This window comes from Mammaliicoccus sp. G-M28, from assembly GCF_022386595.1.
Lineage (GTDB): Bacteria > Bacillota > Bacilli > Staphylococcales > Staphylococcaceae > Mammaliicoccus > Mammaliicoccus fleurettii.
On the sequence record NZ_JAJNIF010000005.1, the window covers coordinates 23,626 to 43,075 of the forward strand.

The window sequence follows — 19,450 nt, forward strand, 5'->3', positions numbered from 1 at the left end:
TATTTTCATCATTCACGATGCTCCTCAATGAAAGCTCTTGTTTTTCCTGTGAGGAGTGGTCCGCCTGTATAAATGTCTCTTGTTGATTGATTTTTTATGTGCAATTCTGGTCGTATGCCATGTGAATGTACGCCGACAACGTGATTGTGTTTATTAAACACGGGTGATCCTGAGAAGCCGATTGTTCTATGCAAATGTCCGATATACTCAATGTAATTTTGAGTTGGTTTAAGGAAGTAACCTTTTGATTGATACATAAGTTGACCATTGTACGGATGTTCGCTCGGATATCCTAACATGTACAGTGGTTCTTTAGTTTGCATTTTTTTAATTTCTTGTTCGGATGCTAATGTTAATGGTCTTACCTTTTTAGATAAACGTTGTTCTGTAATGAGTATAGCGACGTCTCTTTCAGACGATGTATAAAACTTTTTAACTTTAAATTTCATAGGAATTTGTTGATCTGATTTAGATGGATAGAAATAAAATTGCTTTGTTTCTTTATTACCATCGTCATCACTAGCTACGTGAGCTGCGGTAATAATTGTATGATCATCAATGACAAAACCAGTTGCCCCATTCCCTGATTTACCAGTCTTATCTGATGATACTTTACCGACACCTTTGAAATGATTATTGCTATCTGTATCGTAAGGTTTAATTGTTAATAAATCATTTGGTATTTGTGAACCTAGTTTAAATGCATCATTGTAATCTGCATGTGTTGCTTCTGTGAATGTATCTTTATATGTTGCTGTTTCATCATGATCAACGAAAAAATAGTTGAATAATGATATAAATAGCACGAAAAATAATTTAAGGCATAACATAGTTTCATCACAATCTTTCTCAAAATTGAATATTGCCTATGTTATACCCTATTATAATTTTTATAAAATACTTGTTATGAAAAATGTGATGACTGAAAGTACGATAGATGTTATAGCCATAGCAATCATTGGTTTGAAAGCTTTTGCTTTTATGTCATTGAATGAAACGTTTAATCCAATTCCTACCATTGCCATAATTAAAATTAATGTAGTAAATGTGCTAATTACATTTGAAACACTCTCTGGAATTGGAACAAATGTGTTAATGGCACTCATTACTAAAAACCCAATTAAGAAGTATGGAAAATCAATTTTTTGAGAAACTTTATTAGATTTTTTTCTATTTACGATAACTAAGAAAATGATACTTAAAGGAATAAGTAAGAATACTCTTCCTAATTTAGTCAATAGCCCGATACTAAGCGCCTCTGTACCACCGGCATCAGCAGCTAAAATAACATGTGCAATTTCATGTAAACTAGCCCCCGACCAAATCCCATAAACTTCTGGATCCATAGGGAATAATGCATAGAGCAATGTATATGTTAACGAGAAAATAGTTCCCATAATTGCAACTAAACCTACACTTATACCAACATCACTTTCTTTAGATTTTAATATTGGTGAAATCGCTGCAATAGCTGCCGCACCGCAAACTCCTGTACCAACTCCTAATAATAAGACTAAATCTTTGTCTCCTTTAATGATTTTATTGAGCAAAATAATAAAGAAAATAACAAATGTTACAACACCAACATCAAGTAATAACAGCGTGCCACCTTCATTAACAATCGTAGATAAGTTAAGCTTTAAGCCATAAAGTATGATGGCTAATCTAAGTAGCTTTTTAGAAGAAAATACAACGCCCGATTCTATTTGTGTTGGGTACCCTTTAAAATGTCTATACAAAATCGCAGTTATAATCGCAATAGCCAAAGCACCAACCTTATTTAAAATAGGCAAGTTAGATAATAATATACTTACAATTGCGATAATGAATGTAAACCCGACACCCAATATGAATTTCTTACTCATAATAACGCCCCCTAATTCCCTTAACTATAGTTTAAAAGGAAGAGCGTTATTTGTGAAATGCTATTTTTAAATATATAATATAACAAAAATGATATGGAGTGGATGAGTTGGAAGATAAATTAAATATATTAAAAGTTATCGTTGAAGAAGAAGGATTTACGAAAGCTGCAGAAAAACTTTTTAAATCACAACCTTCCATAAGTAGAGATATCAAAACACTTGAAGACAAATATCAAATCAAAATATTCGAAAGCACTAGAAAGCAAATTGTATTAACAGAAGAAGGTAGAGAACTGTATAACTATGCCTGTCAATTAGCCATATTAGACGAACAATTGTATACAAAGATTAATCAGCATAAAGAAGAAGTGAAAGGTAAGTTTGTAATAGGAACAAGTCATACATTTGGACAGTCGATGTTATTGGATTTAACCATTTACTTACAAACTAAATATCCTAACTTAAATATACACATATACGTGTACAACTCAGCAGATATATTAAGTCGTTTAAAAGATTATTCACTAGATATAGGCATAATTGAGAAACCTGTAATAGATGACAAAATAAATAGCGAAGTGTTAACAAGAGATAAATTGCTGATAGTTAAGAATAAACAAATCAATGAAAATTTAAACGATATGAGATGTTATGTAAGAGAAACAGGGTCCGGCATTAGATATTACCAAGATATGCTCTTACAACAATTAGACTTAACCTCAAGAAAAGTTGTAATCAACGATAATCAATTAATATTAGAGCTCGTCAAACAAAACATGGGATATACAATATTGTCTAACTTCTCTATAAAGTCATTTGATAAAAAATTTATCACAACAAACGATCTAAACTTATATCGAAACTTCTTTATCGTATCTAACAAATCAAGATACAAAACAAATAAATATAATGCAATAATGGATGAGATAAAAGAATATCAGTTTAGGTAGGGTGCTGAGTAACAGTAAATCTTGTCATCTATATTTTCATTTTCAAATATAAATATTGTATATGTTATAATTTTTATAAGAAATTATAAGAGCGAATGGAGAAATTTTATGGGAGAGCCGAAATATAAATCAATTGCATATCAATTGAAAGATAATATTATTAATCAAGAATATAAGCGAGGTGAAACAATACCTTCTGAAAAAAAATTACAAGAATTTTATCATGTTAGCCGACATACGGTGAGACAAGCGATAGATTTATTGGTAAATGATGGTTATATTATAAAGAAAAAAGGCTTAGGTTCCATAGTAAGTGATGGTTATTTAAATAATCACATGAATAGTGGTGATAGCAAAAAAATTGGCGTTATCGTTACATACTTATCTGATTACATATTTCCAAGTATTATAAGAGGGATTGAAAAAATACTAGGAACTAATGGATATTCTTTAATTTTAGCCAGTACGAATAATACACATGAAGGTGAACGTCGATGCCTAGAAATGATGATTGACCAAGGTATTCAAGGTTTAATTGTTGAACCTACTAAGAGCAACGTGTTTAATCCTAATTTATCTTATTATTCATTAATTAAAAGTAAGGATATTCCTGTATTGATGATTAATGCTGGTTATGAAGAAATGGATATTCCATATATCAGTATAGATGATACAAAATCAGGTTATCTTGCTACTTCTTATTTATTGAATGAAGGGCATGAAGATATTGCTTTAATAACTAAGATAGATGATATGCAAGGCAAGTTTCGTATGAAAGGATATATAAAAGCTTTTGATACATTGGATGCTATTTTTAAAGGTGAAAATATATTTACTTATACTACTGAAACGATGGAGAAAGTGTTAGATTTAGTTGTTAAGCAAATATTGAATAAAGAAATATTTGCCACTGCATTTGTGTGTTACAACGATGAAATTGCTTATTCATTGATTAAAAAATTAAAAGCAAAAGGTAAGCAGGTCCCTGATGATATTTCAGTAGTTGGTGAAGATAATTCAATTTTAAGCCAACTAGAAGATATATCATTGACAACAACCTCTCACCCTCAAGAAGAGCTAGGCGTTGAGGCTGCAAAGTGGATGCTAAAGACCATTAACACCGGACAAATTGGTGAAACAAAAATTATGGATACAGAAATTATTATAAGAAATAGTGTAAAAAGAAGAAATGCTTAATTTTAAGCATTTCTCAGAGTGTCGACAAAGACTTAGACTTTGCCGGCATTTTTTTATGCGCATGCTTTCCGCGGGCATGTTCTCAGCCTGTAGTCTTCGAATCATGCTTTTCCCGCAGGAGTCATCGCTAAAAAAATACCGAATATTACCAAAATATTTTATAATATTGATGAAATTTTATTTAGGAGTTGATAAATTATTAGATTTAAACTTTGTTTCTGAACTTGTAGAAGATAAATACCGTTTAAATAACGGACGTCCTTCTACTGGTTCCGTAACATTAGTCAAGAAAATTGGTATGTCAACAGTAAACTGGACAATTTTTATGTGGTACTTAATTTATAATTCACTGGCGTTTGATAGTTCAATGAATCATGAATTCTATGATGATTAAACCAATTAATATAATCAGATAGTTGTAAATTAAGTTCACTAATGTTCTGAAACATCTAAACCCTTGGCTTTTAATGCTTCTCTAATCTTCCTAGATCCATAACATTTTCTACTCTTATTAAATATACTGATAATGCTTTCTGCCAGTAGATTTTCTTGTGCTTCTTTCTCTGCTTTTTTCACGACATTTACTTCATAGTAATAAGTACTACGACATATTTTAAGGGTTTTATACATGGCTGATACCGAATATTGATGGCTATTTCGCCTAATAACTTTTATTTTCGTCCCATTATCAGCGCTGCTTGCTTTAAAATATCTGTTTCCATCCTTAACTGCTTATTTTTTTTACGTAATCTTTTCAACTCTTTTTCATCTTCACTGAGATTATCTTGCTGTTTAAATGACCCTGTCTTATCATAGTCTTTAATCCATTTGTCGAGTGCAGATGGTGTTAAAGTATACTCATGAATAATATCGTTTCGAGATTTTCCATTTTTGAACAATTGAACCATTTGAAGTTTGAATTCAGGACTGAAAGTCCTTCTCTTTTTTTTCATAAAAAGAATTGCCTACTTTCTTAAATTAAGACTAACCTTCCTTATAAAAGTTGTCTAGTTAAGAGTAGCTGATCCAAATATTCAGTCACTATACTTATATGATGGAGCATGTGGTTTAGGAAGTGTATTATTAAGATACAAAAAGTATATTGAACCTAATGAGTATAATCAGTTACTCGATGGTATTTTAAAAGAAAGTCTCCGAATTACTACTAGATCATTATTACAAAAATGAATTAAATATTTAATAAATGAGGTTATACAATGAAAAAAAATTATCTATATCTTGTTCTTTTAACCTTTTTTAGTGTTATAGGTAGTAAATTACTTACATTCGCTTTATCGTTCCATATCTTAAATATAACTGGAAGTCCAAAATATTTTTCATACTTAGTTGTAATATATTCAGTATTATTTATTGTGGGAAGTCCTATAGCTGGTTTTTTCATTGATAAGTTACCTAGAAAATTACTCATCACTTCTTTTCAATTGTTGACAATTATAACTATAATAGCCTATTCGATTATTGACCAATCATTAAATAATTTAGTATATATTTATATATTAGTTATTATTTTGAATATTACTGACATAGTGGTGAGTTTATCGTTCAATAGCGGATTACTGGAATTAGTTGGTGAAAAATATATTGATAAAACAGTTTCACATAGAAGTGCGATTCAAAATGGTGTTCAAATTGGGTCACCAATACTTGGTGGATTGATATATGCAATTATGCCAGTTCAAAATTTCATAATTATTATGCTAGTTACAGAAACTATTACATTGGTTTTAGCACTATTATTGACGTATAAAAATAAGGAAATTGAAGCTTTAGAAAAGTCAAAAGGTGAAAGCTTCATACAAAGTTATAAAACTGTATGGAATTTTGTTAAGAGAAAAAAAGATATATTACTTGTCGTGACTTCTGGAATAATAATTAATTTTCTATTTGCTTTTATAACTTTAGGTATACCTGCAAGTTTTGTAACATATTTCGATATGGGTTCTAAAGAACTTGGATTTTTAGAAGCGACTTTTCCTACAGCTGGTTTTTTGTTTGCAATTATCTATCCTTATTTTAAGAAAAAGGGTGGAATAATCTTAAATGTGCAATTAGCGTATTTGATAATCTCCATAGGCACTTTGATTATATGTTTACCATTTGTATTTATGTTTAAGGACCTTATTATTCTTGTTGTTTATATGTGTGGAATGTTTTTAATAGGTATTGGAGTAATGCTCAGTAATATTCCTATAAATATATATGTTCAAAAACAAGTCCCAGAAGAAATAAAAGCTAAATATTTTGCTACTCAACAAACATTATCTCAAATTACTATGCCACTAGGTATATTAATTGCGGGTGCTCTGTTTGATTCCAATACAGGTTTTTACTTAATTTCATTCACTGTGTTTATGATCACTTGTTTAATATTGGTGTTTGTATATCAACATTTAAAAAGATATGTCTAAGGGCATATCTTTTTAAATTTAATAAAATAATTTACTTGATAAACAAATGGTGAATTTTCAACAGCTATTTCATAAGTAGACTTACCATTATTGACTCTTCAATTGACTCAATAGTATCTAAATATTTAATATCTTCTGGTGCGATATCATCTGAGAAATGCTTAATTTTAAGCACTTCTTCTTTTTTTGATCAAAATACATATATGGACAAATTAATAATAAATTTGACATGTACGGTCAAGTGGTGTTATATTTCTTTTTGAAAGCGATTGCATTTGGAGGCGGTATTTTGGTTAAAGATGGAATTCGTTCAGAAATATTGAATGGAGAAATATCTATAGGTATTGAATTAGGTTCAACAAGAATTAAGACAGTTGTGATAGACAGGGACTTTGAAACGATAGGCTCTGGATATTATGAATGGGAAAATAAATTTGAAAATGGTTATTGGACATACTCAATTAATGATGTATGGATAGGTTTACAAAAAAGTTATAAATCTATGACAGATGATATTCAATCAAAATTTAATATCTCTATAAAGAAAGTAAAGTCTATAGGAATTAGCGGTATGATGCATGGATATTTAGCTTTTGATAAAAATGACGATTTACTTGTTCCATTTAGAACATGGAGAAATTCATATACAGAAGAAGCGGCAAATCATTTGAGAGCGTGTTTTGACTTCAATATTCCTGAACGTTGGAGCATTGCGCATTTGTATCAATCAATTTTAAATAAAGAACAACATGTTAAGGAAGTTAAATTTATAACAACTTTATCAGGATATATTCATTGGTATCTTACAGAGCAAAAAGTGTTAGGTATTGGCGATGCATCAGGCATGTTTCCGATAGATCCAAACTCCAAAAATTACGATCAAGAAAAATTAAATCAATTTGATAATTTAATTAAAAATGAACAGTTTGATTGGTCTATCGAATCTGTACTTCCTGAAGTATTAGAAGCTGGAGAATCAGCAGGTCGTTTAACAGAACAAGGTGCAAGTTTATTAGACCCTTCTCGTCAGTTAGAAGCAGGAGTGCCACTTTGTCCACCTGAAGGAGACGCAGGAACGGGAATGGTAGCGACTAATAGTGTAGAAAAGAAAACAGGTAACATTTCAGCTGGAACAAGTGCATTTGCAATGATCGTGTTAGATAAATCATTAAATGGAGTTTATCCAGAAATAGATATTGTAACAACACCAGTAGGAGATTTAGTTGCTATGGTACATACAAATAATTGCACTTCAGACATAAATGCTTGGGTAAATTTATTTGAAGAAGCTTTCGAATTAATGAACGTAGAAGTTGATAGAAATGAATTGTTTGAACGACTATTCAACCATTCACAACAGGCAGATGAAGAAAATGGAAATCTTTTATCTTATGGATACGTTTCTGGAGAAAATATAACTAAAATCAATGAAGGTATTCCGATGTTTTTAAGACACCCAAATAGTCAATTTAATTTAGCTAATTTTATGAAAACGCATATTATGTCAGCGTTTAGTACATTGAAAATGGGTGTGGATATTCTTAAAGAAGAAGAGCAAGTAACGATTGATTCATTTGTTGTACATGGCGGAATATTTAAAACAAAAAATATCGCACAAAGAATATTAGGAGCATCTTTAAATAGTTCAGTTGAAGTTTTGAAGACTGCTAATGAAGGTGGAGCATGGGGAATGGCAGTACTTGCAAGCTACATGGTTAACAATGAGCAGTCGTTACCGTTAAATCAATATTTAAAGCAGTATATTTTTGATAAGGAAGACGGTAATATCATCTATCCAACTGAAAAAGATGTACAAGAATATGAAGAGTTCATCCAAAAATATAAAAAAGGATTAGATATCGAAAGAAATGCTAATCAATATGTCATTTAGGAGTGAAAACATGTTAGAAAAATTAAAAAAAGAAGTATTTGAGGCGAATTTAGAATTGCCAAGAAGAGAACTTATTAAATATACATGGGGAAATGTGAGTGCAATTGATAGAGAAAGTAATTTATTTGTTATCAAACCAAGTGGTGTAGATTACGATGTTATGACTGCAGATGACATGGTAGTTTGTAATTTAGGAGGTGAAGTAATAGAAGGTTCACTTAATCCATCATCTGATATGCCAACACATGCTGTTTTATATAAATCATTTAAAGATATAAAAAGTATTGTACACACACATTCAACATGGGCAACAATTTGGGCACAAGCAGGATTAGATGTACCAGTTTATGGCACAACACATGCTGATACTTTCTTTGGACCAGTTCCTTGTGCTAGACACTTAACTGAGGAAGAAATCAACAGAAATTATGAACATGAAACTGGAAATGTAATTGTTGAAACTTTTAAAGAACAGGATATTAATCCACTTGAAATACCTGGCGTATTGTTGCATGGACATGCACCATTTGTGTGGGCGGATAGTCCGAAGCATGCTGTAATGAATGCAGTTGTTCTTGAAGAAGTATGTAAGATGAATTTATTTACTAAACAATTAAATGAATCAAGTGAGTATTTACCAAATAGAATTTTAAATAAACATTATGAAAGAAAACATGGGAAAAATTCATATTACGGACAAGCAACTCAAGGAGGAAATTAAAATGAGTAAAGAAAAAGTTTTTTGGTTTTTAGTTGGTTCTCAAGAACTATACGGAGAAGAAGCACTAAAAAAAGTACAATCAAATGCACAAACTATTGTAGATACATTAAATAAAGAAGGGAACTTTCCATTTAAAATTCAATTAAAAGATGAGTTAGCTATATCACAAGATATTATAACTTCAGTTATGAAAGAAGCTAATTACAAAGATGAAGTACAAGGTGTGATCACATGGATGCACACATTCTCTCCAGCAAAAATGTGGATTAGAGGTACAAAAATTTTGCAAAAACCTTTATTACATTTTGTTACTCAATTTAACAATCACATTCCTTGGGAAACAATCGATATGGATTATATGAATTTACATCAATCGGCTCACGGTGACAGGGAGTATGGTTACATAAATGAGAGACTAAATAAAAACAATGAAGTAATTGTAGGTCACTGGCAAGAAAAAGAAATACAAGAACAAATTGGACGATGGATGAATGTAGCATATGCATATAACGAAAGCTTCAATATAAAAGTTGCGAGATTCGGAGATAATATGAGAAATGTTGCTGTAACTGAAGGTGACAAAATAGAAGCGCAAATTCAATTAGGATGGACAGTTGATTACTTTGGAATTGGCGATTTAACAACTGTTATTAATAAGGTTTCTAATAATGAAATAGAACATTTATTTGAACAATATAAAGAAATATATGATTTTGATTATGGTAAATATGAAGTGGATGAATGGGAGTCATCAGTTAAAGAACAAATTAAATATGAAATTGGTATTAAACAATTTTTAGATGAGGGTGGCTATACTGCGTTTACTACTAATTTCGAAGATTTATATGGAATGGAGCAATTACCTGGTTTAGCAGTTCAAAGATTAAATGAGCAAGGATATGGGTTTGCAGGTGAAGGTGATTGGAAAACAGCAGCACTTGATAGGTTGCTAAAAGTGATGTCACACAATAAACAAACTGGATTTATGGAAGATTACACTTACGAAATGAGAACTGGACAAGAAGCGATTTTAGGTTCTCATATGTTAGAAGTTGATCCAACTTTAGCAGAAACAAAGCCTAAAGTAGTTGTTAATCCTTTAGGTATTGGAGGCAAGAACGATCCTGCTAGATTAGTGTTCGATGGTAAAGCAGGTGAAGGGGTAGTTGTTTCTATTTCAGATATGGGTACAAACTTTAGAATGTTAATAAATGAGGTTGAATCATTTGTTCCTGAAGAAGAAGCTCCAAATTTACCAGTTGCTCGTGTCATTTGGAAAGTAAAACCAGACTTTAAAAATGGCATTAAAGAATGGATCAAACAAGGTGGGGGACATCATACTGTCATATCATTAAGTTTAACAAAAGATCAAGTCATCACTTTAGCCACTTTATTCAATTTAGAATATGTGTTGATTAACTAAGCAAATGTGATCATTTTCAATCTCAATAACAAAGGGGAATCATAATGGGAAATCAAAAACCAAAAACAAATTTGATATACGCGTTTGGTGCATTTGGTGGATTTTTATTTGGCTATGATATAGGAATTATAAATGGTGCTTTGCCTGGAATAAAAGAAACATGGGAAGTTAGCCCAATGTTAGAAGGAACAATAACTTCAATTTTATTCCTCGGAGCAATGATAGGTGCAGTTTCGATGGCATCTTTAGCAGATAGATTTGGTAGAAAAATGATGATTTTAATAACAGCTATTATCTTTGCAATTGGTTCTTTAGCTTGTGCCTTTTCTGGAAGTCCTGGAATATTAATCGTTTCACGATTTGTACTAGGTATTTCTGTTGGTTCTGCATCAGCTTTAGTACCTATGTATATGGGAGAAATATCACCACCAGCGATTAGGGGAAAAATATCAGGATTAAATCAATTAATGATAACTGCAGGTATGCTTATATCTTATGGTGTAAACTATGCATTTATAGATGTTTTTGAAGGATGGAGATGGATGCTAGGTGGTGCTGTTATACCTGCGATTATTTTATTTGTAGGCGCATTTATTTTACCTGAGTCACCTAGATTTTTAATTAAAAAAGGCTTTAAAGATTTAGCATTATCTAATTTAAAAAGAATTAGACCAGAGCGTGAAGCTGAAAGAGAATATAGAGAAATTTTACAAATTAATGATGAAATCAGTAAAGAACAAAAGACTTTTAAATTAACAAAAGCAGTTACGTTTTCAGTATTTGTAGGTTGTTGTGTCACGTTTTTACAACAAATTCAAGGGGCAAATACGATATTTTATTACTCTTCACAAATACTAGGGGATGTCTTTGGATCAACAGCTAGTGGCGTTATATCAACAGTAGGTGTAGGAATTGTTTTTGTATTAGCAACAATAGCGACACTATTTGTAGTAGATAAATTTAATAGAAAAACATTATTTATGTCCGGTTCAATTGGAATGGGATTATGCTTATTACTAGTAGGAATTATTTATCCATATACAAATTCTGGACAAACGTGGGCTATATCACTCGTGTTTATATTTATTTGTATATATGTCATATTTTATGCATATTCATGGGCTGCAGTTACGTGGATTGTGGTTGGAGAATTATTTCCGAGTGAAGCAAGAGGGATGGCAACAGGAATAGCATCAATGGTTAACTGGTTAGGTAATATTGTAGTAGCGCTATTCTTCCCGATTTTAATGCAAAGTATTGGTTTAAGTAATATATTCTTTATGTTTGCAGGTATATGTGTAGTAGGCTTCCTATTCTCGAAATATATACTTTATGAAACAAAAGGAAAGACTTTAGAAGAAATAGAACTATATTTAGACGAACGTATGAATGAACCGATAGAATCAAAAGCATAAAAAAACAACCCGTTTCCTGGATTTCAGGAAGCGGGTTTTATTTATCAATTATTTGGTAAGGTGAGTAGTAGTGCTGTATTTCGGTTGAAGGTCTGGTTCAAAACGCACGAAGACTCCGGAGATATCGTGCGATTCGGTTGAAATCCGTGCAAAACGCACGAAGACTTCAGAGATATCGTGCGATTCGGCTAAAATACTGTTAAAACGCACGAAGACTTTCGAGATATCGTGCGATTCGGCTCAAACAATACTCTAACCTATTACGAAATGTTACTTTGTAATTCAAACAAAGTTTATTGTTGGGTTTTCATTTTCTTTGAAGTAATAATATTGATTATTAGCCAAACTATTTGAGTTAAAAAAGGCATGATAAAGAGTGTGGCGACCATACCGATAGACAACCATTTTAATTCAGTTGTTTGAACAGCACCGGTAGCATCAATTTCTCTAAACCATAAAAAGATAGCCATAAGAATAAATGATCCAAGTTCAATAACAGTTAATATCCACCATAATATCCATGATACTTTCATAAAGTGTCCTCTTTTCGGAAATTAATTATTTAATTAAAATGGTATCATTGATATTTTAAATGAGCAATATGCGTCATTTTTCCTTTTTCTTTTTATTATTAATAAGCGCCATAATAATACCATAAACTATAGAAACAATAATGATTTCTATCGCGGTGTAATCTCTATTAAAGAAATATGTAAGTGCTGAAAAAATAATTAAAAAGCCTATAAAGTGTGTTAAAAAAGATTTTACCATTATGTGATATGCCTCCTTTTAAAACGTTTCTTTACTAATATGTATATAAAAAGTATAACTTAATTAGAATTACAATTATATGATATGCTAAAATTTAACTAAATAACGTTAATATTAAAGAATAGAGGAATGTAAATGGCTTTTAATATTGAGATTCTGGATGATGCTAATAATATAGATTTAATTACGATTTATGACGGAAATTCAGAAATTAAATTCACTAATTTTGGCATGAGAATTGTAGATTGGAAAGTTGATGGTAGGTCTATCGTTCTTGGTCCAAATGAGAATGATGACTTAGTCCAATATTATGAAGAAAATCCTTATTTCTTTGGGGCTACTATTGGTAGATACGGTGGTAGAATTGAAAATGGTACATTTGAATTGAATGGTCAAAATTATAAATTAGAACAAAATGATGCTAAACATAATTTGCATGGTGGATCTAATGGGTTGCATTCACGCGTATTTGATTATGAAATTATAAATGAAGATAAGATTGTTACGGTTATTTATACAGCTGATATGAAATCCGAAGATGACTATTTCCCAGGTAATATACAAATAAGAGTAACGCACCGATATGATTTAATTCAAATGATGTGGTCAATTCATTATGAGGCTACGAGTACGGAAGATACTTTATTTAACCCAATGAATCATGTGTATTTTAATTTGAATAAGACGAATCAAACGATTGAAAATCATAGAATTCATAATGAAATTGAATTTTATCCATTAAAAGAAAATCAAATTGTGAAGTCATTGGATACAGTAAATATTAATGAAGAAATAAAAAAAGAGATACTTACTTTTAGAGATGTTTTTGAGAGTGGCTTGTCACAAATTAAGCAATTTAACGGAATAGATCATCCTGTTAAATTAGGAGATGAGTCATTTACAGTTTCAAATGATGAATTGGAAATTGAAATGAAAACTGATCAAGACCATGTAGTTATTTTCACTTTGAATGATGTAGATTGGAACGACCATGATCACACAATTCAAGAGCACGGCGGTTTTACTTTAGAAACACAATCTATACCTGATGATATACATTTGTTAGGTGATAGTGCACCTTCTATTTTAAGAAATGGCAAAACATTTAGTAGTGAAACAAGTTACCAAATTAAAACTAAAGATAAGTAAGAAGAAAGATATCGTGCGATTCAGCTCAAATCGGGTTAAAACGCACGAAGACTTCAGAGATATCGTGCGATTCGGCTCAAATCTGCTTAAGCCTAAATTAGTTATAAATGATTTCTTTTAATTTTAATATTGCAGGCTCAATATCTTCTAGTTCTATTTTAGCAAATCCTATGATCAACGTTTTGATTGATGAATTTGCTGGTTCTTCAACCATAAATCTTCTTAATGTATAGAGTTCTATACTATTGTCATGTGCTTTTTGTTCTATTTCTTTATAACTCAGTGTGGTTTTTATATTTAATAAGAAATGAAGACCTGCTTGCATATCATAAATCGTGATATCTTCTTTAAATTCTTTTGATAATATTTTTAAGAATAGCTCTCTTTTTTCTGTATATATGTGATGCATTTTTCGAATATATTTCTCGTAATTTCCTGATTTGATAAAAAGGTGTAGTGCATAGGCATTAATTGAACTTAAATCGGTAATTGAAGTCTCTGTTGCTAAATCAAATTTATAAAGTAGTGGATATGGTAATACCATATAACTTACTCTTAAGCTTGGCATTAAAGTTTTTGAGAATGTTCCTAAATATATGACTCGGTCATTTTTATCTAAACTATATAATGAGGGGATATTGTCTGTTCCGTATTTGTACTCACTATCGTAATCGTCTTCTATAATGTATTTATTTTGTTCAGTCACCCAATTTAATAATTCTATTCTTCTAGATATAGGCATAATTGTTCCAGTAGGAAATTGGTGAGAAGGTGTTGTCACAACGAAATCTGGTTTTTCTGTCTTTAATGTATTAACCGATAATCCTTTATGATCGAGTGGTATGTTTACGACTTCTTGCCCCATATCTATAAATAGTTTTCTCATACGTGAATATCCGGGATTTTCAATTGCGATTTTTTGATTGTCGGATAGTGTCTTAAATAACGTACTTAATAAATTAGCTGTGCCTGAGCTTACTATGATTTGTTCAGGATAACAGGATACACCTCTTTTATATGAGATGAGTTGTGCAATAGATTTTCTAAGTTCTAAAGGTCCTTTGTAAATAGGTATTTCTGACATTTCATTTTTGAAGGTAGAAAAAGCTTCTTTGACATGTTTAGACCACAAATCAATTGGAAATTGTGAGATATCTGTCGTCATATGAGATAAAGAATAGCGAAATGATGATTTAATTTGATTTGGATTATTGTTTAATGGTTGTGAAACGTGATGATCTTGTATAATCAGTTTGTTCAACGCTTCAACAAAATACCCCTGTCTTTCCTTCGTATAAATGTAACCTTCCGCAAAAAGTTGTTCATAAGCATTTTTAACAGTATTTATACTTACACTTTGATCATTTGCAAGTTGTCTTTTTGAAGGTAGTTTTTCGTGACTATTATATTGTTGCGAGAGAATATCTTGTTTTATTTTGAGATAAATTTCTCTATATTTGTAAGTTTGAGTCATACTTTCCACCCCTCTGGTACTATAAATTAATGGAAACTGGTACTTTTCATTATACCAATAATTTTTTAATATGTATTAAATAAACAATAGGAGGGATTTTAGATGGGTAAGACTCAAGAAGAATTAGTATCTCTACGTAACGAATATGTAGCAAGAGGTGTCAGTAATGGAAATACACATATAGCTGACTTTGCTAAAGGGGCAACTGTTACAGATAATGAGGGACAAGAATGGATAGACTTTGCAGGCGCAATTGGTACATTAAATGTCGGTCATTCACATCCGAAAATTACTGAACATCTAAAAAATGAATTAGAACGATTTATATTACCTGGGTTTAATGTCATTATGTATGAAAGCTATATTAAGTTAGCTGAAAAATTAGCTGAGATTACACCAGGAGATCATAAAAAGAAAACAGTATTACTTAATTCAGGAGCTGAAGCTGTAGAAAATGCAGTAAAAATAGCTCGTAAATATACAGGAAGACAACAAGTTGTATCTTTCATTAGAGGTTTCCACGGAAGAACAAATTTAACAATGTCTATGACTAGTAAAGTTAGACCATATAAATTTGGTTTTGGACCTTTCGCACCAGAAGTATATCAAGCACCTTATCCTTATTTAGCTGATAAGCCAGAAGGTTTGAGTGATGAAGCGTATATCGACTCAGTCATTAAAGATTTAAAGAACTTCTTTATAGCTACAGTTGATCCTACAGAAGTTGCTTGTGTCGTTATTGAACCAGTACAAGGTGAAGGCGGATTTATTATCCCCGACAAAAAATTCATTCATGCATTAAAAGATATTTGTGAAGAACATGGAATTGTATTTATTGCAGATGAAATACAAACTGGATTTGCTCGAACAGGAAAGACATTCGCGATAGAGCATTTTGATGTTGTACCTGATTTAATGACGGTATCTAAATCTCTTGCAGCAGGTTTTCCATTAAGCGGTGTTGTAGGTAGAAGTGAAATTATAGATAGTCCAAACCCAGGTGAGATTGGTGGTACATATGCCGGAAATCCTCTAGCTTGTGAAGCTGCACTTAAAGTTATAGAAATTATAGAAGAAGAAAACTTGAATGCTAAAGCTGAGCAACTTGGCGCAACTCTAGAAACAACATTACAATCATTTAAATTAGAACATAATTTTATTGGAGACATTCGTAGATTAGGTGCAATGGTCGCAATGGAAATTGTAGATCCAGAAACAAACGCACCAAATAAGCTAAAAACATCAGAAATTGTGAAAACAGCTAACGATAATGGGTTATTATTATTATCAGCTGGTATAAACGGTAACGTGATTAGATTTTTAGCACCTTTAGTCATTACAGACGAAGAACTAAACAAAGGTTTATCGATTTTAGAATCCAGTCTTTAATAAATAGGACTAATGAAAATGGGGTATGAATATGAATTCTCAATTTAATAAAACAATGAACATAGCAGATGTATTGTTTCTCGCGATTGGAGCCATGCTTGGATGGGGCTGGGTTGTACTTTCGGGAGAATGGATTTCTGAAGCAGGATTTTTAGGAAGTATCATAGCTTTTGTAATAGGTGGTTTATTAGTAATATTTATAGGATTGACGTATGCAGAGCTAGCATCTGCAATACCTGAAACAGGAGGCGGATTCGTCTTTGTTAAGAAAGCGTTCAGTCCAGGTGTAGCTTTCTTCTCAGGTTGGTCAGTATTATTTGGATATGTATCAGTCATTACATTTGAAGCTGTTGCATTACCGACAGTTATAGATTACGTTATACCTTTTGAACATACAGGATTGTTGTGGAACTTAGCAGGTTGGGACGTTTACTTAACATGGGTTCTAATAGGATCTATTGGCAGTGTTATCTTAACTTCACTAAATTACTTTGGCGTTAAGCCAGCTGCTATTATGCAAACAGTGTTTACTATATTTATTGTAGGCGTAGGATTGTTATTATTTTTCGGAGCGAGCTTTAATGGTGAATTTACTCAACTTAAACCATTATTCAGCCATGGTGTTGGAGGAACAATGTCAGTTCTCATCATGATTCCATTTCTATTTGTAGGGTTTGATGTTATACCTCAAATAGCTGAAGAAGTTAAAGCACCATCTAAAAAGATTGGTAGCATACTTATTATTTCAATCATTGCTTTAGTTATATTTTACCTATTAATTGTATTTGGTGTAGCGACAGGGTTAACACCTAGTCAGTTAGGCTCAAGTGAATTAGCTACAGCGGATGCTATGGTCAATTTATTTGGATCTAGTGGATTTGGTGTATTACTTGTATTAGGTGGCGTTGCAGGTATTATAACAAGCTGGAATGCTTTTATTATTGGTGGTAGTCGTATTCTATATGCTATGGCTAAAAATAATATGATTCCTAAATGGTTTGCATTTATTCATCCTAAATATAAAACACCGACACATGGTATTTTATTCCTAGGTCTACTAGCATTTGTTGCACCACTGCTTGGACGTCCGGCACTCGTATGGATCGTTGATGCAGGTGGAATTGGTGTTGTATTAGGTTATTTACTAGTTGCATTCTCTTTCTTGAAGTTAAGAAAAAGTGAACCTAATTTAGAAAGACCGTATCGTATTAAAAGTGGCAAGTTTGTAGGTTGGACGGCTGTTATTTTAAGTATCGCATTTATAGTAATTTATTTACCAGGAATGCCTTCATCACTTATATGGCCAAATGAATGGATTATCGTATGTGTTTGGTATGGTATTGCAGTTGTTCTATATTTAACGAAATCTAAGGAGGTTGAGACTTTTGAAAGAGCTCAAAGTATACAATCCAGCAACGAATGAAGTCGTAAAGACAATTAAATACACTTCTGAAGAAGAAGCAACGCAACAAATAAGTAATGCACAAGAAGCATATGAATCTTGGCGTGAAAGAGATGCTCATGATCGTTCTGCACTTTTATTAAAATGGTATCAATTAATTGATGAACATAAAGAAGAATTAGCAGAACTTATAACTTTAGAAAATGGAAAGCCTTATAAAGAAGCTTTAGGTGAAGTTGCCTACGCTAATAGTTATATACAATGGTATCAAGAAGAAGCGAAACGTATTTATGGAAAAACGATACCTGCTAATCAAAAAGGCAAGAAAATTATTACAGACTCATTTCCAGTTGGTGTTGTTGGTGCTATTACTCCTTGGAATTTCCCAGCAGCTATGATTGCTAGAAAAATGGCACCAGCGTTAGCAGCGGGTTGTACGATAGTTTGTAAGCCAGCCTTAGAAACACCGTTAACGACGATACGCATGGTTGAACTGGCACATGAAGCGGGCATACCAGAAGATGCGATACAATATGTCGTTTTAAGTGGTCGAGATGCTGGAAGAATTTTTACAGAAAGCCCAATTATTCAAAAAATCACATTTACAGGGTCTACCCCAGTAGGTAAACAGTTAATAAAAGCATCTTCAGACAGTGTTAAAAATGTAACAATGGAATTAGGCGGATTAGCTCCGATAATTGTACATAAAGATGCTGATTTAGAACTAGCGGTTAACCAAACAATTGCTACTAAATTTAGAAATTCAGGTCAAACTTGTATTAGTGCCAATAGAATTTTTGTTCATAAAGACATTGAACAAGCTTATACAGAATTATTAACTAAAAAAGTAAATGCTTTGAATGTAGGAAATGGTTTAGAACAAGATATAGATATGGGACCGTTAATTAATCAAAATGCAGTAGAAAAAGTATTAGATCAAATAGAAGATGCAGTTGAACACGGTGGTGAACTATCATTACCAATCGAACAACTGAAAATAGGCGGAAACTTCTTAAAGCCAGTAGTCATACGTCATGCAAATCTTGAAATGAAAGTGATGCATGAAGAAACATTCGGACCAATCGCAGCAGTTATGACATATGATGATTTAGAAGACATCATTAAAGTAGCAAATGATACAGAATATGGATTAGCAGCTTACTTCTTCACTAATGATTATAGAACAGGCTTTGATATATATAGAAAGCTTGATTATGGTGTAATAGGCTGGAACGATGGTGCACCATCAGCAGCACATGCACCATTCGGAGGCTATAAAGAAAGTGGTTACGGTCGAGAAGGCGGTATAGAAGGAATAGAGCCATATTTAGAAACGAAATATTTATCAATAGGTAATATGTAATCTGAATATAA

The 19,450-nt window shown here is 31.8% G+C and carries 19 protein-coding genes; 11 read left to right on the plus strand and 8 right to left on the minus strand.

Going from position 1 to position 19,450, the window contains the following annotated elements; genetic code table 11:
• Positions 1-8 precede the first annotated feature (8 nt).
• Both LQ609_RS06505 and LQ609_RS06510 read right to left on the minus strand, forming a co-directional pair.
• On the minus strand, positions 9-830 hold the full coding sequence (locus LQ609_RS06505; protein ID WP_239734468.1) for a trypsin-like serine peptidase: 822 nt from the start codon (positions 828-830) through the stop codon (positions 9-11).
• Between the two features lie 60 nt (positions 831-890).
• A complete protein-coding gene (locus tag LQ609_RS06510; protein WP_239734469.1) occupies positions 891-1,865 on the minus strand; it encodes a YeiH family protein in 975 nt (324 codons plus the stop codon).
• A gap of 98 nt (positions 1,866-1,963) precedes the next feature.
• Between LQ609_RS06510 and LQ609_RS06515 the strand changes: the two genes are divergently transcribed.
• Both LQ609_RS06515 and LQ609_RS06520 read left to right on the plus strand, forming a co-directional pair.
• Positions 1,964-2,815, plus strand: a complete 852-nt coding sequence (locus tag LQ609_RS06515; RefSeq protein WP_239734470.1) for a LysR family transcriptional regulator — start codon at positions 1,964-1,966, stop codon at positions 2,813-2,815.
• Positions 2,816-2,923: 108 nt separating this feature from the next.
• Positions 2,924-4,012: a GntR family transcriptional regulator gene (locus tag LQ609_RS06520; RefSeq protein ID WP_239734471.1), complete on the plus strand. Its 1,089-nt coding sequence runs from the start codon at positions 2,924-2,926 to the stop codon at positions 4,010-4,012.
• Positions 4,013-4,335: 323 nt separating this feature from the next.
• Here the strand turns inward: LQ609_RS06520 and LQ609_RS12760 are convergent, their stop codons facing one another.
• Genes LQ609_RS12760 through LQ609_RS06530 form a run of 3 tightly spaced genes read right to left on the minus strand, consistent with a single transcriptional unit; the run spans position 4,336 to position 4,965 of the window.
• Complete coding sequence (locus LQ609_RS12760; protein WP_078358332.1) at positions 4,336-4,461, minus strand: IS3 family transposase; 126 nt, start codon at positions 4,459-4,461, stop codon at positions 4,336-4,338.
• Positions 4,445-4,642 carry an IS3 family transposase gene (locus tag LQ609_RS12765; protein ID WP_481817184.1) on the minus strand — a complete coding sequence of 66 codons (198 nt, stop codon included), beginning with the start codon at positions 4,640-4,642 and terminating at the stop codon, positions 4,445-4,447. The genes LQ609_RS12760 and LQ609_RS12765 overlap by 17 nt, the downstream gene beginning before the upstream one ends.
• 41 nt (positions 4,643-4,683) lie before the next feature.
• On the minus strand, positions 4,684-4,965 hold the full coding sequence (locus LQ609_RS06530; RefSeq protein WP_239734473.1) for a transposase: 282 nt from the start codon (positions 4,963-4,965) through the stop codon (positions 4,684-4,686).
• Between the two features lie 264 nt (positions 4,966-5,229).
• Between LQ609_RS06530 and LQ609_RS06535 the strand changes: the two genes are divergently transcribed.
• The 5 genes from LQ609_RS06535 (at position 5,230) to LQ609_RS06555 (ending at position 11,891) form a co-directional block, all read left to right on the plus strand.
• The gene (locus tag LQ609_RS06535; protein WP_078358335.1) at positions 5,230-6,441 is read left to right on the plus strand and encodes an MFS transporter; all 1,212 of its coding nucleotides are present in this window, start codon (positions 5,230-5,232) and stop codon (positions 6,439-6,441) included.
• Positions 6,442-6,670: 229 nt separating this feature from the next.
• Positions 6,671-8,332 (plus strand): xylulokinase, encoded by a 1,662-nt coding sequence (locus LQ609_RS06540; RefSeq protein ID WP_239734474.1) that lies wholly within the window; start codon positions 6,671-6,673, stop codon positions 8,330-8,332.
• 10 nt (positions 8,333-8,342) lie between these two features.
• Positions 8,343-9,053 carry an L-ribulose-5-phosphate 4-epimerase gene (locus LQ609_RS06545; protein WP_239734475.1) on the plus strand — a complete coding sequence of 237 codons (711 nt, stop codon included), beginning with the start codon at positions 8,343-8,345 and terminating at the stop codon, positions 9,051-9,053.
• Positions 9,049-10,476, plus strand: a complete 1,428-nt coding sequence (gene araA, locus LQ609_RS06550) for an L-arabinose isomerase (protein WP_481817186.1) — start codon at positions 9,049-9,051, stop codon at positions 10,474-10,476. The genes LQ609_RS06545 and araA overlap by 5 nt, the downstream gene beginning before the upstream one ends.
• A gap of 44 nt (positions 10,477-10,520) precedes the next feature.
• A complete protein-coding gene (locus LQ609_RS06555) occupies positions 10,521-11,891 on the plus strand; it encodes a sugar porter family MFS transporter (RefSeq protein WP_239734477.1) in 1,371 nt (456 codons plus the stop codon).
• A 293-nt stretch (positions 11,892-12,184) separates the two neighbouring features.
• On the opposite strand, the gene LQ609_RS06560 is transcribed toward LQ609_RS06555, so the two are convergent.
• Both LQ609_RS06560 and LQ609_RS06565 read right to left on the minus strand, forming a co-directional pair.
• A complete protein-coding gene (locus LQ609_RS06560) occupies positions 12,185-12,424 on the minus strand; it encodes a DUF3923 family protein (protein WP_107509382.1) in 240 nt (79 codons plus the stop codon).
• Positions 12,425-12,497: 73 nt separating this feature from the next.
• A complete protein-coding gene (locus LQ609_RS06565; RefSeq protein WP_157946491.1) occupies positions 12,498-12,662 on the minus strand; it encodes a hypothetical protein in 165 nt (54 codons plus the stop codon).
• Positions 12,663-12,797: 135 nt separating this feature from the next.
• Here LQ609_RS06565 and LQ609_RS06570 point away from each other — a divergent pair, with 135 nt between their 5' ends.
• The gene (locus LQ609_RS06570; RefSeq protein WP_239734478.1) at positions 12,798-13,811 is read left to right on the plus strand and encodes an aldose epimerase family protein; all 1,014 of its coding nucleotides are present in this window, start codon (positions 12,798-12,800) and stop codon (positions 13,809-13,811) included.
• Between the two features lie 97 nt (positions 13,812-13,908).
• Here LQ609_RS06570 and gabR read toward each other — a convergent pair whose 3' ends face one another.
• Positions 13,909-15,285, minus strand: a complete 1,377-nt coding sequence (gene gabR / locus LQ609_RS06575; protein WP_239734479.1) for a MocR-like transcriptional regulator GabR — start codon at positions 15,283-15,285, stop codon at positions 13,909-13,911.
• A 102-nt stretch (positions 15,286-15,387) separates the two neighbouring features.
• Here gabR and gabT point away from each other — a divergent pair, with 102 nt between their 5' ends.
• From gabT to LQ609_RS06590, 3 genes are read left to right on the plus strand one after another with little or no spacing between them, the layout of a single operon-like run.
• The gene (gene gabT, locus LQ609_RS06580) at positions 15,388-16,674 is read left to right on the plus strand and encodes a 4-aminobutyrate--2-oxoglutarate transaminase (protein WP_078358346.1); all 1,287 of its coding nucleotides are present in this window, start codon (positions 15,388-15,390) and stop codon (positions 16,672-16,674) included.
• 31 nt (positions 16,675-16,705) lie between these two features.
• Positions 16,706-18,097, plus strand: coding sequence for an APC family permease (locus LQ609_RS06585; protein ID WP_239734480.1), 1,392 nt, complete (start codon positions 16,706-16,708; stop codon positions 18,095-18,097).
• Positions 18,060-19,439 carry an NAD-dependent succinate-semialdehyde dehydrogenase gene (locus tag LQ609_RS06590; RefSeq protein ID WP_239734481.1) on the plus strand — a complete coding sequence of 460 codons (1,380 nt, stop codon included), beginning with the start codon at positions 18,060-18,062 and terminating at the stop codon, positions 19,437-19,439. The genes LQ609_RS06585 and LQ609_RS06590 overlap by 38 nt, the downstream gene beginning before the upstream one ends.
• The last annotated feature ends 11 nt before the right edge of the window (positions 19,440-19,450 follow it).

What these genes read in the sequence shown, in the direction of transcription:
- LQ609_RS06535 (WP_078358335.1), top strand. Translation starts at nt 5,230, where the DNA reads ATGAAAAAAAATTATCTATATCTTGTTCTTTTAACCTTTTTTAGTGTT.
- LQ609_RS06510 (WP_239734469.1), bottom strand. Translation starts at nt 1,865, where the DNA reads ATGAGTAAGAAATTCATATTGGGTGTCGGGTTTACATTCATTATCGCA.
- LQ609_RS06540 (WP_239734474.1), top strand. Translation starts at nt 6,671, where the DNA reads ATGTACGGTCAAGTGGTGTTATATTTCTTTTTGAAAGCGATTGCATTT.
- gabR (WP_239734479.1), bottom strand. Translation starts at nt 15,285, where the DNA reads ATGACTCAAACTTACAAATATAGAGAAATTTATCTCAAAATAAAACAA.
- LQ609_RS06505 (WP_239734468.1), bottom strand. Translation starts at nt 830, where the DNA reads ATGTTATGCCTTAAATTATTTTTCGTGCTATTTATATCATTATTCAAC.
- LQ609_RS06555 (WP_239734477.1), top strand. Translation starts at nt 10,521, where the DNA reads ATGGGAAATCAAAAACCAAAAACAAATTTGATATACGCGTTTGGTGCA.
- LQ609_RS06570 (WP_239734478.1), top strand. Translation starts at nt 12,798, where the DNA reads ATGGCTTTTAATATTGAGATTCTGGATGATGCTAATAATATAGATTTA.
- LQ609_RS06560 (WP_107509382.1), bottom strand. Translation starts at nt 12,424, where the DNA reads ATGAAAGTATCATGGATATTATGGTGGATATTAACTGTTATTGAACTT.
- LQ609_RS12760 (WP_078358332.1), bottom strand. Translation starts at nt 4,461, where the DNA reads ATGTTTCAGAACATTAGTGAACTTAATTTACAACTATCTGATTATATT.
- LQ609_RS06585 (WP_239734480.1), top strand. Translation starts at nt 16,706, where the DNA reads ATGAATTCTCAATTTAATAAAACAATGAACATAGCAGATGTATTGTTT.
- LQ609_RS06565 (WP_157946491.1), bottom strand. Translation starts at nt 12,662, where the DNA reads ATGGTAAAATCTTTTTTAACACACTTTATAGGCTTTTTAATTATTTTT.
- LQ609_RS06520 (WP_239734471.1), top strand. Translation starts at nt 2,924, where the DNA reads ATGGGAGAGCCGAAATATAAATCAATTGCATATCAATTGAAAGATAAT.
- LQ609_RS12765 (WP_481817184.1), bottom strand. Translation starts at nt 4,642, where the DNA reads ATGTATAAAACCCTTAAAATATGTCGTAGTACTTATTACTATGAAGTA.
- gabT (WP_078358346.1), top strand. Translation starts at nt 15,388, where the DNA reads ATGGGTAAGACTCAAGAAGAATTAGTATCTCTACGTAACGAATATGTA.
- LQ609_RS06545 (WP_239734475.1), top strand. Translation starts at nt 8,343, where the DNA reads ATGTTAGAAAAATTAAAAAAAGAAGTATTTGAGGCGAATTTAGAATTG.
- LQ609_RS06530 (WP_239734473.1), bottom strand. Translation starts at nt 4,965, where the DNA reads ATGAAAAAAAAGAGAAGGACTTTCAGTCCTGAATTCAAACTTCAAATG.